This is a genomic window from Serratia sp. HNCC26DJ244 (genome assembly GCF_057180565.1).
In genome coordinates, this window is the sequence record NZ_JBXUGO010000026.1 from 1 (window position 1) to 13,923 (window position 13,923).

The window sequence follows — 13,923 nt, forward strand, 5'->3', positions numbered from 1 at the left end:
AAAATAAGTAGAAAGCCCCGTGCGCAAGCATAGGGCTTTTTGCTTTTCTGATTTTTTATAAAACAGTTATCGCTTCTCAGATTCAAGCCACTGGGCAATAAACAAGGCGGTCATTGCTGGTTAATTGATATCTAGCCATGGTGCGATGCCTTAAATTTTCATGTTCCTGGTTACAGTAATGATATATATTTTGAATCATTACTTGGTTATATATTGATTTAAAGCATATTATGATTTTAATTAAATAATTATGTTTCAACTCTTTTATCGAAAAATATAGCGATAAGAAAAATTCGTTAGTCTCAATATTGGCGATACTCAGCGACTCAGAGCCTCATAAACCAGGCCACTAAAGGGTTGAAGCAAGCGCTATTCAGGTCTTTTCCTATGGATTTATCGCCTAAATGTGTTTACAGGTATTATCTGCAATGAAGCAGGAAATTAGTTCAACCCTGTTAAAACTATATAAATATCTATAGTATACAAAGTAGTTAAGCCTAACAGGTTGTTTTGTTATGTACCCATTTTTCTTGGGTGTTCTTCTATTCGCTTGAATAAAATATTCTCTCTGGGAGGAGTCGAATAATGTTTCATCTAAAAAAATTTTTATTTGTACTGTGTGTTTTTTACCAGGCAATAAATAGTGGTGTCGTACATGCCGTCGATATGAATTTTACAGGTAACCTCGTTGTACCACCCTGTGTGATTAATGGTGGGCGAGATGTTTTTATGGAATGGGGAAACGTTGATATTACTAGGGTACCGGATGGTAACGTTGGGTTTGCTGGTGCAAGTAAACAGGTCACATTATCACTTTCTTGTCCTTATGCCATTGGAGTACCCAATATGTATGTTACAGGGGATAGATTCACTGGGCATGCCTTTTATGGCGGGGCGGTAAGGACAACCAAAGAAGACCTCCTCGTTTATCTTCATGCAACGGGTATTACTACTGGTACATTGATTATTAATGGGAAAACACCCATCACGTTAACCGGAGCGGGAACTGAAAAAAGCGTAACATTAACGGGTTACCTGGCGCGTACCCCTGGTTTTACTTCGCTCACTCCTGGTCCTTTCAACGGTATTGTTGCACTCAATGTTGTTTATGAGTAAACAGGATAGGGTTCCAGAGGGTGAAGTTTACCGATGTGAGCATCAAGTCAGCCGGGTGAGGCTGACTTGATGATTGAGACATTACAGAATACGACTAATTAACCGGTCAATACGGATGCGGCGCAAGCGGCGGATCAGCTTGCGTACCTTGATGGGGTATTGCTGAATATTTTGCAGTTCGTGATAGCTACCGACCACGGTGGTGTGAGTGCGGATCGTTTCCAGCTCTTTATGGCGTTGTTCCCGCATCTCTTGCTGAGGATCGTGGATCAGAATGGCATTCTCCAAGTCCAGACGCCAAGCACGTGGGTTGAGGTTATTACCCGTAATCAACTGCCATTTATCATCAACCCACACGCCTTTCAGGTGATAAGTATTATCCTCATCTTTCCATAACCGAACAATGAGTTGCCCAGTGTCGATATAGCGTTGCAGGCGGCTGAGGAAACGGCGCAAGTTGATTTCGTAGAGATAAGGTAATGCGCCGATAATCTTGAAGGGTTGATCTTCAGGAATATAGAAGTCATTTGCTGTCTTGTCGCCCACAATGATTTCTACCTGCTTCCCCTGGCGCAGCAAATAAATGATATCACGTACCAGTATGGCGGGGAGGTTGAAGTAAGGGGTGCATAGTGTGAGTTTCTGCTCGGTACTGGCCATCAAATGATGGATGGTATCATTGAGGATATTCTGTTTACCCAAGCCAACTAATGGGATTACCGCTAACTCTTCGTTACTCGCGTCGCCTTGAAATTGATAACTGGCGTGACGCAAGCCAGACCGCAAAGTGCGCGTCTCATTTTTGATCTCCGGACTGGTGGGCCGGTCATGGCGATCGAGGCGTTGCACCGCACCTGCAGTTAACAAATGCTGTTTAATGAAATTATACAGAGTCTGAGCCAGCACCTTGTTGGTGATCAACTGGTAGCGGTCATAACGGTACTTTTCATTCTGATGCAAATAGACATCATTAATACTGGCACCGCTGTAGACCACGGTATCATCAATGATAAACCCTTTTAGGTGGAGTACACCCAGGGCTTCCCGGGTATTGACAGGCACACCGTAAATAGGGACTGAGACTTGTGGATGCTGTTCTGCCATGCTGCAGTACCAATCCGCGTTGGTATTGGTAGCGGCTGCACCGATACGGCCCCGTTGTGCACGATGCCAGTCTACGAATATGGAGACCTCTAACTCTGGGCGATGTTGTTTGGCCTGATAGAGCGCGTTAAGGATCTCGCGCCCCGCATCATCGTGCTCTAAATAGAGCGCGGCCAGATAAATACGGCTCTTAGCGCTAGCTATCATCTCCAGCAACGTGCTGCGGAAATGGGAGGGCGCATAAAGAGTGCGAACATCAGCAACCGTCTGAGGGATTTTGGGCAGTTGTGCAAGGTGTTGTTGATGTTTGCTACGTTTAAATTTTGACAACATCACAGTGCGTTTCTTCTCTTATGTTTGGATGGCCATAACGCCACCTGCATTATACCCGTTGTCTTACGTGTTATAGGGAGTTTCATGACTTGGGCCGTCATCGAACTCACTGAACAGGGGCATAGCCAAAACCTGCGCACCTGGACCTGGCAGATTCAGCACAGACCTTCTCTACTTGCTCCCTGAGGCCATGCTTTGTTACTGCCTGCCTGTAACTTGAAACAACTTAAGTATAAAACAATTCTTTGAACAATCGGGCGATAATAACACTAGTTGTTATGATTGTACGTATGTTTTGCTATCAAGTAGCGGATTTGTATTACATTGCGATCGAGCTCACGGCATCTGATTCCCTTGCAATGGCAGTGTCAAATTGACAATGCCTTCGTCAATTTGCACATCCACCTCAAACCCCAGTTTCTGTGCCAGTGTGACCATTCCTCGATTGTTCGGCATGGTCATACCGGTCAGCCGGGTCAGGCCTCGCGCACGAGCATATTCGATCATTTTTACCAGCAATTTACGGCCCAGGCCGAGGCCTTTTAGGTCGGAACGGACCAGTACGGCGAATTCTGCATCGATATTGTCGGGATCAGAGTGCGCCCGAGTCACACCGATAATTTCATCGCCGTTACGTACCGCGACGAAAGCCATCTCACGATCGTAGTCGATCTGTGTCATGTTGGCTAAATCTTCATGGGTAAACTCATTGATTTCACTAAAGTAGCGGTAGTAGAGATCTTCTTTGGTCACACGGTCGATAAAGTGTTTCAGTGCCGGTTCATCTTCCGGCAGAATCGGGCGGAACAAGCAATGTGAGCCATTTTTTAATTCAATGGTTTCTTCCAGTTCATGGGGGTAGGGGCGAATAGCCAAGCGTGCCTGTGGGTCTCCACTAAAGGGGGCAAGCTGCATTGATACATCCAGCAAGGTAAATTCACTGCCAGCGGCTAATACCGGGTGAATATCGAGGCGCGATATTTCCGGGCAATCCAGGATCAGATTGGAAACTTGCACCAATAACTGACTTAGGCCAGGAATATCGAGCGGTCGTAGCGCACTGCGGTCACGAATTTTCCCGCCTTTCACCGCTTGTAGCACCAGATACCGAGCGAGTGCCATATTTAGAGGGGGGAGTGCAACGGCAACTTGGTTTTTTTGACGCCATTCGACACCGCCTTCCCCCAGCATGATGAGTGGCCCGAAGATAGCATCCTGTTCCACGGCAATTCTCAACTCTTGTGCACCCGCCCGGTTGGCCATGCTCTGTACCAACAGGCCGTGGATGCGCGCCTGTGGATAGGACTGTTTTACCCGATCGAGGATGGCGTCTGCCGCGCGTTGTACTTCAGTGGCGGTACGCAAATAGAGCATCACGCCTTGAACTTCAGATTTGTGTGGAATATCAGGGGAGCGTAGTTTCAACGCCACCGGATAACCAATTTGCTCGGCGATATGGACGGCTTCAGCGCTATCACCGGCGATCCAGGTTGGTAAGGTGCTGAGACCATAGGCTTGCAGAATCGGCTGCACTTCATGGGTATCTAACTGAGTAACCCCGTCAGCCAGTGCCTGACTGATCTGCTGGTGTGCCACGGCGGTATTGGCCGTCAGCCCAACGGGTAGAGCAGGGGTTTCTTTCAACTGTTTCTGATTCCGGCGGTATTCCACCATATGCATAAAGGCGGTGATGGCCCCTTCTGGTGTCCGGTAGGTCGGTATCCCCGCCTCGGTAAACAGGCGACGGGCGTCCTGTGAAGAGTATTCACCACACCAGTTAGTCAGTAGCGTGATGCGTTTGCCACGTGGGTGCTGGCGGATAGCCTCAATCAGCAGTTCTGCGGTTTCAGAACCTGGAGCAGCTGCACTGGGGGCATGGATCAGCAGCAAAGCATCGTATTCTTGGCAATCAAGCAGCGCTTGCAGTGCCGCCAGATAGCGTTGGGGGGTGGCATCATCACGTAAATCGATAGGATTGCCGACCTTAATAAACTCAGGCAGCGAGCTGCTGAGCTTTTCCTGTGTCTCTTTGGGCAATGTCGCCAGTTTGCCATTACGGGCAAGCAGTTCGTCTAATGCCATAGCGGCAGGTGCGGCGCCATTGCTGATAATCATCAGCCGCTCACCGCGTAGCGGGTGCATGTGGCTTAAGGTTTCCACGGCGGAAAAAAGTTCGTGGGTATCCTGCACGCGCAGCAAGCCAGCCCGTTGTATTGCAGCATCATAGGCGGCATCTAACCCTTGTTGGCTGTTGAGCAAGCGCTGTGCCTGTTGGCTACGGCCACTTTTGATCACCAAGATGGGTTTATTACGGGAAGCACTACGGGAGGCAGAGAGAAAACGCCGTGCATCGCTGATGTTTTCCAGATAGAGCAAAATGGCACTGGTTTTGCTGTCACGGGCCAAGAAGTCGAGTAGATCGTCAATATCAATATCCAGACTATCACCCAGCGAAATGAAATAGGAGAAGCCGACCTCCCGTTGTTGTGCCCAATCGAGAATGGTATTGGCTACAGCGGCAGATTGCGAAATAAATGCCAGCTTGCCTTTTTGAATAGGAACCGGTGAAAAGCTGGCATTGATTCCTTGCCATGGTGCGAGCAAACCCAGGCTATTGGGGCCAAGCAGGCGCATTGAATAGCGCTGTGCCATGGCTTTGAGTTCGGCGAATTGCTCCACGGGGGAAGAGAGCACAATAGCGGTTTTGCAACCCAGCTTGCCGAGTGATTCTACCAATAGCAGGTTGCGCTGTGGGTTGGTGCATAACACCGCGAGATCAGGCGTGAGTGGTAAACTGGCGACATCGGGATAAGCCATCACGCCGCAGACGGCTTTGTAGCGCGGGTTGACCGGCATCACTGGGCCGGTAAATCCCCCGGCAAGCAGATTGCGCATCATCAGGTAACCAGCACGACCGACCTTTTGCGAAGCGCCGATCACAGCGATGGATTTGGGACGTAATAGCGCTTCTAGTCCTCTTTGGCTCATGGGTGACTCCAACTTCTGATTATACTCGCCATACTTCAAACTGCTTGGGTGTTGGCTGCGCCCGCTCGCACCAGTCACATAGTTATCTATGCTCCTGGCGACTTTCGGACTGGCCGCCTGCAAGCAACTCGAATTATTTTGTGTATCGCTTTGCTTCTTTCGAACGATGAGGCTGGAAACAAGGCAAGTTATTTTTTGATTTTAGACGCATTGTCGCTACGGTGCTGTGACCGATGCCGCTGAGCGGCAAGCTTTTCCAGCCAGATATTGTTGGCGAAAATAATTGAAATGTTGTTCGAGACCGCTGGCAGCATCGGTATCACCTGCCTGTTGCAATAAAGCGGCAGCGACTTCGGCGGTGCAAAGCTGCTCAGTACGGCTGGCGGCGCGCAATTGATAATCGGATGCATTGGATACATTGAGAGAAAATAGCGGGAACGGATCCAGATAAGGACTTTTGCGGAACATTTTGCATGCTTCTGGCCAAGTACCATCCAACATAATAAACAGGGGCGGTTTACTTTCAGCAGGCAAGCTGCTGAATACTGGGCGTGATGGGGTGGCATACGAGGCCGGGAATACCACATAAGGCTGTCGGTCAGGGTTATTGAGCAACTCTAGCAGTGCCGGGTCCACCGTGGTACGTGACCAAAGAAATGCCTGGGTATCAGGCAGAATATCGGCGATCAGCCGCCCGGTATTGCTCGGTTTCAGCGGTTCAGTATCGAACATCACCAGACAGAAAAGTGCCTTGGCCTGCTGTGGTTGAATGGTGGAACACAGGCAGTTTTGCTGGGGCAGCAAACAATGCTGACAGCGTATTGCACGGCAACCACGCGCTCGAAAAGGCCGAGTTGCTCGTTCTAAACGGAATTGGCGCAGACGTAGCACCGCATTGTGAGTCATAACTGTCCTGATAAAAAGGCTATTGTAGCGTAGAAATGAGCCGCACGGGAGAGGTGCCGGGTGTTAGGGGGACGTGTCAATATGACCGTAGGGAAGTGTGTTATTTAGCATAATTGCGCTTAAGTAAATTGGCACCCATGTAACCTCTGCAATTTGAATCGAGACAGGTCTATAATTGATCAGTTTGATAGTTGCCAGCTTTTAGCACAAGTTGGTGGCTTAGCGCGGCAACATCAGGTAATCTTCGCGCCCTGCGCGTTGGTGGAGAATGAGATGAACGATTCATTTAGTGGCAAGAACGGCAAAGTTAAAGTGATGTACGTCCGCAGTGACGATGACAACCGTAACAACAATAAACGTTCGGACGGTAAAGGCCGCCCAACTGACAATGCGCGTTCTGGTCGTCCCGGTCAGGATAAGCAGCGTGGTGGCTACCGCCGGGATGCCGATCCTCGCCGTAGTGAAAATGATCGTCCTCGCCGCCCAGCTCGCACTGAAGATTCTGGTGGCTATGAATCCCCATGGAAAACGGTATCACGTGGCCCAGACGAAGAGCCCGCGTTCGATCATGGTGGTATCAGTGGCAAAAGTTTTATTGACCCTGAGCAGTTGCGTCGCCAACGGGCGGAAGAAACCCGAGTCTATGGTGAGAATGCCTGCCAGGCGCTGTTCGCCAGCCGTCCAGAGTCCATTGTACGCGCCTGGTTTATACAATCAGTCACACCGCGCTTTCGCGAAGCCCTACGTTGGATGGCAGCAAACCGCAAAGCGTATCATGTAGTCGATGATGATGAACTGGAGAAAGCGTCCGGTACTGAGCATCATGGTGGCGTCTGTTTTCTGATCAAAAAACGTCAAGGCTTGGATGCGCAAACTTATCTTAAGAGCGCGCCCAGCAAAGATTGTGTACTGGCCTTGGAAGATGTAGGTAACCCGCATATTCTGGGGGCGATTGTGCGCTCTTGTGCCAACTTTGGCGTGAATGGTGTGTTACTGCAAGACCCTGCTTTACTGGAGTCAGGTGCGGCAGTGCGTACCGCTGAAGGGGGGGCTGAACATATCAAGGCGATCAATGCTGATGATTTCCTCTCGGTGCTGGATACTTTCCGCCAGGCAGGATATACCATCGTCACGGCTTCCAGCCGCAAAGGGGAGCGTGCCGGGCAAGCTAAATTGCCTGCCAAGGCGGTGCTGGTGTTAGGCTCGGAAGGCAGTGCCCTGAGCGACAATGCTTGGCAGCAGGGTGATATGAGTGTCTCCATTGGCGGCACTGGCAAAGTAGATAGCCTGAATATTTCAGTGACCGCCGGTATTCTGCTAGCCGACTGGTGGCGACAGAATCACGAGTAAGCCGGGTAGCAAAGACAACCGAAAAATATCAGGGGGTGAGTCAAGTGACTCACCCCCTGTTGTTTATATCGAGTTGTTTATATCGAGTTGTTTATATCGCAAGGTGATCAGTGAGCGCCGCCACCGCCGCCGCCAGAACTGAACGGTGGTTTGGCGAACCACACTAACGCGATCAGGATCAGGAACACCCCTGCCGATAACCAAAAAATCTCGTTTGCCGAGATAATCAGCCCTTGCGCAGTGATTTCGTTAGCGATGTAGGCCGAAGCCTGTTGCTTGTTCATACCGAGATGTTCCAGTTTGCTGTACATCTCCTGCGATTGTGGGTTGAACGGATTAATAAACTCAGTCAGGTGGGTATGGTGCATTGACTCTCGACTGGTCCATAGCGTCGTGGTGATTGACGTACCGATAGAGCCGGAGAGTGTTCGGGCAAAGTTCGACAAACTCGATGCGGCGGCGATGCGCTCAGAGGGTAACCCCGAAAGGGTAATGGTGGTCAATGGCATAAAGAAACAGGCAATAGCGAAGCCTTGCACAAACTGTGGCCAGGCAGACGCAGCGAAATCCATCCCCGGTTCAAAGGTATAGGCCCGCCAGTAGAAACAGATGGCATAGACCAGAAAACTCCCGGTGACCAACCGGCGCATATCCAAGCGGTTACCGAAGCGGCCGATAATCGGTGACAGCACCAGCGGCAGCAGCCCTACTGGCGCGGACGCCAAGCCTGCCCAGGTTGCGGTATAACCATAGACCTCCTGTAGCAATTGTGGCAACAGTACGATGGCCCCAAAATACAACATATAGGCCAGGCTGATACACAAACAGCCGATAGTAAAATTACGCGACTTGAACAGGGACAAATCCACCACCGGGTGCTCATCTGTCAGTTCCCAAACCACCAGGAACAGTAACGCTATAACTGCCACCGCGGTCAGAATAATAATTTGAGGTGAATTGAACCAGTCAAGCTCTTTACCCTGATCAAGCATAATCTGCAGCGAACCGATGCCGACAACCAACAAAACCAACCCAATAGTATCGATGGGTTTGATTTCAGTCTTGGTTTCCCGGCCTTTTAGTGTCGACATCGCCGCCAGGATCACGAACAAGCCAATGGGAATATTGATAAAGAAGATCCAACCCCAATGGTAGTTATCACTGATATAGCCACCGAGAATGGGCCCAAAGATTGGCGCAACGATCACGGTCATTGACCATAGCGCCAGGGCCATCGAACGTTTTGCTGGCGGATAGTTGTTCAGTAATAAACTCTGTGACAGCGGGATCAGCGGCCCGGCCACTACCCCTTGGATCACGCGGAAAAAGATCAGCATCCCGAGACTGTTGGAGATACCACATAACCAGGAAGCCAGGACAAATAGCGTGGTAGACCACAGAAACAGACGAACTTCACCAACGCGTTTTGCCAGCCAACCGGTAATGGGAATAGAGATGGCATTAGCCACCCCAAACGAGGTAATCACCCAGGTACCTTGTGAGTTGGATGAACCGAGGTTGCCCGAGATAGTGGGGATGGCAACGTTGGCGATGGTGGAGTCCAGTACCTGCATGAACGTCGCCATGGCGAGGGCGATGGTCATCCAGGCAAGCTGGGCACCTTCAAGTGGTTTTTGTGCCACGGTAATCTCCCGTCCGCTTAACCGGCATTAGCATGGATCACATCGGTGATCATCTGATTGACCGGGGCCAGGTCCAGCGTCAGCGCACTGGTTTCATAGCGCGGCTCTTTACGCACGGTATTGGCGAGTACCGGACCATCCTGATTAGCGGTATCAACCTTCACTCGCGTAGAGAGACCAATTCGCAGTGGGTGTTCTGCAACTTGCTGTGCATCCAGTTCAATACGGACTGGTAAGCGCTGTACGACTTTGATCCAGTTACCGGTGGCATTTTGTGCAGGTAACAGTGAGAAAGCACTGCCGGTACCCATATCGATACCCACCACCTTGCCTTTGAACACCACCTCACTGCCGTAAATATCAGTGACGACGGTAGCGGGCTGGCCGATACGCATATTGGTCAGTTGGGTCTCTTTAAAGTTGGCATCTATCCACATAAGTTCTGCCGGAATAATGGCCATCAGCGGTGTTTCTGTAGAGATCTGGGCTCCCACCTGTACACTGCGGCGTGAGACAAAACCAGTCACCGGGCTGACGACACGTGTGCGCTGCAGCGCCATCCAGGCATCACGCATTTGTGCTGCAGCCTGCAGAATGGCGGGCTGTTCTTCTAGCGGTGTATTGAGCACCAGCGCCTGGTTAGCATTGTATTGCTGTATGGCTACTTCCAGTGCAGCCTTGGCGTTGTCCACGGCATTTTTTGCATGTTGCAGTTCTTCGCGGCCAATCGCATCCGCATGGCCTAGTACGATACGGCGTTGGAGGTCGCTTTCTACTTTACTCAGTTCAGATTTACGCAGTGCAATGTTAGCCTGATACTGTTTGCTATTGACCACCAACTGATGCGTCTGCCGCACACTGTTGGCTAACGCTGTTTTAGCGCGAGCAAAGGCTTGCTCAGCATCGGCAGGGTCGAGAGTCAGTAACACATCACCTTGGTGCACGAAGTCAGTATTGTCGAATGCCACACTGTTCACACTGCCCGAAACCTGGGCCATGATTTGGACTTGATTACCGGCCACGTAAGCATTGTCAGTTTCCTGATGATGGCGCAGTACCATAAACCAATACACCAAATAGACCACCCCGATGATAATAAAAATAACCGTCAGCAGCAGTAGCCAAAATGTACGCTGCTGCTTTTTGTTGTTTGCCGGTTGCTGCGGTACTTGAGTCCCCGCATTGGTATTCATGCTTCCCATATTTAAATAATTCCTTGGTGCTTGGAGTTGCAGCCTCTATCTGCATGCAACTTGAATGAATTTGATACTAATTTATGCTGTTGTGTTCGCCGTTTCTGAGCCATCACGCTTTGGGGTGCTTAGCGAGCGCCAGCAATGCGGGCTGACAGCCAATGCGTTGGTGTTTGCTAAAACCACAACCAAGAATGGGGTAAGTCGCCAATTCAAAGGGGATAACATAAATAGATTACCTAGACAGCAACTATGGGGATACCGATTCTGAAACATCCATCTGATCAAGACGATGCAACAATTTGCGCGTCAGTATTTCAAGCTGCTGCTGTTCCTCGTGGCTGAGTGTGGACCACAGAAAATGCAGACATTGATGTTGTGGCGGAAGTAATTGCTTAAGGAAGGCTTCCCCCGCTTGGGTTAGGTGCAGATATAGGCAGCGGCGATCATGGCTACTTTCCCGGCGCTCAATCCAGCCATGTTTTTCTAGCTCATCGGCAATGCGCGTGGCGTTGGTGCGCGATGAACCTAAAGCGGAACTGAGCTCTGAAGGCTGAATGCAACGGTTTTCCTGCGAATCCAACGTGATGAGTGCCATAAACAGGGTTTCATTGATCCCTTGCGCTTTGAGCATCTTGTTGCGATGTTCCAGCAGCTTACTTTGCATATGCATGCAGAGGCGGGTTAGCAGAATCTCCCGATAGGGGTAATCCTTTTGGCTTTTTGCACGATAATTGAGCATTTGCTCAATAGGCGTAAACGAACTTTCCATAGTTTAAGGACCTATTAATTTCGTCCGGTATAGTAACCATAGTAACTAATAGTGTAAATCGCCAACCCGGGGTGCCGTTTAGCAATTCGTGTCATTGGTCAGTTATTGGTAAATGTCAGGTGAATGATAGGTGAGACGATTGCTGACTCTAGCGAGTCATCACGTTTGCCATACCACGGGTTCAAATGATTCAGTAGGGATAGAATGGAGCCAATGTGTTGTCGTGCTAGCAGGGGAATCAGCTGATTTCCCCTGTAGGTCACAATGTCGGTAGTTCGTTGTTGGAGGGGTTAACCACCAGTTCCACTTGCTGTTGTTGTAGTAATGACCGGAGAGCGGACGGGGGAGTGATATCGGTAAATAATGCGGTGACCTGGCGGGTATTGCCGATCTCTACGGCGGCGGATGCGTGAAATTTGGTATGGTCTGCCGCCAGCAGAATATGGCGGGAGTGGGTCATCATTGCTTTCGCCACGCTTGACTCATTGACGTCAAACTCCAGCAAGTCACCGTTGGCTTCTATGGCACCTACGCTGGTGATGAGGTAATCGGAACGAAACCCTTCCACAAAACTGACCGCGCTGGGGCCAATAATCCCGCCATTATTGGGGCGCAATATGCCCCCAGGTACCATCACTTCGAATTCGGTATTTTTATACAGAATATGCGCCACCCGCAGGCTGTTGGTAATAATGCGCAAATGCCGATGATTCATCAACGCCCGAGCGATATGTTCAACCGTGGTGCCAATGGTGATAAACACCGTCGAACCATCAGGAATATAGTCAGCGATAGATCGGGCAATGGCGTTTTTTTCTTCGGTGTAAGAGAGTTCTCGTTGTTCAAAGGCAGTATTCACTACACTGGAGGCACGGCCAGCACCTCCATGGTGGCGAGTGATTAACCCTTGTTCGCTCAGTTTACGAATATCACGCCTTACCGTCTGCGTTGAAACCTCCAGTAATTGTGCCAGTTCGTCGATGTTCATATAGCCGCGCTTGGCGATTAACTGAATCAGTTGGTCGTGACGCGGATTACCGGTAAGCTCGGTCAGATTCATAAACTGTTCTCTTAATGATGCCCTTGATTGAACATTTTATACAAAACTGGCCAAGAAAGAATCTATTTGTTCACAATTGGGGATCCCTGCACGGCCACCAGGGCGAGTACACTTCAGCGCAGCTACTGCATTAGCGTAACGCACTGCCTGAGCGATATTGGGTTGTGAGCCTAGAGCAACGGCTAATGCGCCATGAAAAACATCCCCAGCACCGGTGGTATCCACCACATCCACCTTAAAGCCTGGTTGATGTTTTATCTGGTCGTTTTCTAGCCAGAAGCAGCCATGTTTACCTTGAGTGACATAAATGTGTCCATTTTTGTCATTTTTAGCCAAGCGCAGAGCACGCTCAATATCGGTTTCCTGGGTCATACGCAGTAAACCGGGTTCAGAAAACGCCGCATGATCAGCCAAGGCGACCAGTGGATGGATATCTTGCGGTGTGACATCCGCATCCAACAGAGTAGTGACACCCGCACGCCGCGCTAGGGTGAAGGCCGTCAAAGCACCTTGGTGCCAACGTACATCAGCTAATACCACATCATATTGGCTAAAGTCGATTTCATTCAACCAACTGGCATCTTCAGGCAAATCGGGGCTTGGGTGGTTGATAATAATGCGCTCACCCTGAGCATCCACCAGAATAGCCGATTGTGATGAACGCGCCTGTGGATAGCGGCGAACATGACTAACATTAACCCCATAACCGTTCAGTTCCGCCAATAGCGTTTGCCCCGTGGCATCGTCACCAACACGGCCAATAAAATCCACTTCAGCCCCCAACCTGGCAGCGGCGACAGCGGCGGTTGCCGCCGGGCCTCCCCCAATTTCACGATAGTCATTGGCGACATATTTTCCACCGCCAGTGGGCAGTTGTTCGATGTAATACAAACGGTCTTGCACCGTAATACCTACACATGCGATTCGAGTCATTGTCAGGATCCTTGGTTATTAATTTGCTGTGAGTAAAACGGTTATCAGCCAAAAATTGGCTACCGATCACGATGCCATCATTTTAATTCTCTCAAATGTTAAAAGAGTGATGAATGTCAATTTTTCAATCATAAATTACAAATACGATCAAAAACAGACAGAAGTGGTCTAAATTGTGCGCATTGAGTTGACGCAAAGATGACACTTGTAATCAACAGGAAATAACCATGGCATAGATCGCATTTATCGGGCTAGGCCAAATGGGGGCACCCATAGCCAGCAACCTGCTCAAGCTGGGGCACCGGCTGAGCGTGTTTGATATTAGCCCGGCGGCGGTCAGAAGGTAGGGTTTAAACCGGGTTTACCTTCTTCCGTAAGGTCTATCAGGGTTTGGCGGTGTTGACGGCGTTAACCATGGTGCTGTTCTACCATTTGACAGAGAAAAATTACCTCAAAATTATCGGCGAGCTGGAAGAGTGAAAGCGTCAGGTCAGTCCAGCGGTATGAGTTGAGAGGTTGGGGATA

10 protein-coding genes and 1 pseudogene are annotated in these 13,923 nt (G+C 49.9%); 3 read left to right on the forward strand and 8 right to left on the reverse strand.

Annotated features, from left to right (window positions below):
• Positions 1 to 585 precede the first annotated feature (585 nt).
• Positions 586 to 1,116, forward strand: coding sequence for a fimbrial protein (locus tag AC2A06_RS16785; protein WP_484381031.1), 531 nt, complete (start codon positions 586 to 588; stop codon positions 1,114 to 1,116).
• A gap of 81 nt (positions 1,117 to 1,197) precedes the next feature.
• Here AC2A06_RS16785 and pssA read toward each other — a convergent pair whose 3' ends face one another.
• The 3 genes from pssA to AC2A06_RS16800 all read right to left on the reverse strand — a co-directional run bounded on the left by pssA (position 1,198) and on the right by AC2A06_RS16800 (position 6,447).
• Entirely contained in the window at positions 1,198 to 2,553 is a 1,356-nt protein-coding gene (gene pssA / locus AC2A06_RS16790) for a CDP-diacylglycerol--serine O-phosphatidyltransferase (RefSeq protein WP_484381032.1), read from the reverse strand.
• Between the two features lie 336 nt (positions 2,554 to 2,889).
• Positions 2,890 to 5,541, reverse strand: coding sequence for a bifunctional acetate--CoA ligase family protein/GNAT family N-acetyltransferase (locus tag AC2A06_RS16795; RefSeq protein WP_484381033.1), 2,652 nt, complete (start codon positions 5,539 to 5,541; stop codon positions 2,890 to 2,892).
• Between the two features lie 216 nt (positions 5,542 to 5,757).
• Positions 5,758 to 6,447 carry a tRNA-uridine aminocarboxypropyltransferase gene (locus AC2A06_RS16800; RefSeq protein ID WP_023492138.1) on the reverse strand — a complete coding sequence of 230 codons (690 nt, stop codon included), beginning with the start codon at positions 6,445 to 6,447 and terminating at the stop codon, positions 5,758 to 5,760.
• Between the two features lie 273 nt (positions 6,448 to 6,720).
• On the opposite strand from AC2A06_RS16800, the gene AC2A06_RS16805 reads away from it, so the two are divergent.
• A complete protein-coding gene (locus AC2A06_RS16805) occupies positions 6,721 to 7,797 on the forward strand; it encodes a tRNA/rRNA methyltransferase (protein ID WP_023492137.1) in 1,077 nt (358 codons plus the stop codon).
• A 107-nt stretch (positions 7,798 to 7,904) separates the two neighbouring features.
• On the opposite strand, the gene emrB is transcribed toward AC2A06_RS16805, so the two are convergent.
• The 5 genes from emrB to AC2A06_RS16830 all read right to left on the reverse strand — a co-directional run bounded on the left by emrB (position 7,905) and on the right by AC2A06_RS16830 (position 13,398).
• On the reverse strand, positions 7,905 to 9,440 hold the full coding sequence (gene emrB / locus AC2A06_RS16810) for a multidrug efflux MFS transporter permease subunit EmrB (RefSeq protein ID WP_484381034.1): 1,536 nt from the start codon (positions 9,438 to 9,440) through the stop codon (positions 7,905 to 7,907).
• Between the two features lie 17 nt (positions 9,441 to 9,457).
• Complete coding sequence (emrA, locus tag AC2A06_RS16815; RefSeq protein WP_484381057.1) at positions 9,458 to 10,633, reverse strand: multidrug efflux MFS transporter periplasmic adaptor subunit EmrA; 1,176 nt, start codon at positions 10,631 to 10,633, stop codon at positions 9,458 to 9,460.
• A gap of 250 nt (positions 10,634 to 10,883) precedes the next feature.
• Entirely contained in the window at positions 10,884 to 11,405 is a 522-nt protein-coding gene (gene mprA / locus AC2A06_RS16820; RefSeq protein WP_484381035.1) for a transcriptional repressor MprA, read from the reverse strand.
• 259 nt (positions 11,406 to 11,664) lie between these two features.
• On the reverse strand, positions 11,665 to 12,465 hold the full coding sequence (locus tag AC2A06_RS16825; protein ID WP_484381036.1) for a DeoR/GlpR family DNA-binding transcription regulator: 801 nt from the start codon (positions 12,463 to 12,465) through the stop codon (positions 11,665 to 11,667).
• Between the two features lie 36 nt (positions 12,466 to 12,501).
• Positions 12,502 to 13,398, reverse strand: coding sequence for a sugar kinase (locus AC2A06_RS16830; protein WP_484381037.1), 897 nt, complete (start codon positions 13,396 to 13,398; stop codon positions 12,502 to 12,504).
• A 236-nt stretch (positions 13,399 to 13,634) separates the two neighbouring features.
• Here AC2A06_RS16830 and AC2A06_RS16835 point away from each other — a divergent pair.
• Positions 13,635 to 13,742 (forward strand): annotated as a pseudogene (locus tag AC2A06_RS16835) (NAD(P)-binding domain-containing protein); the annotation flags it as partial.
• Positions 13,743 to 13,923: the final 181 nt, after the last annotated feature.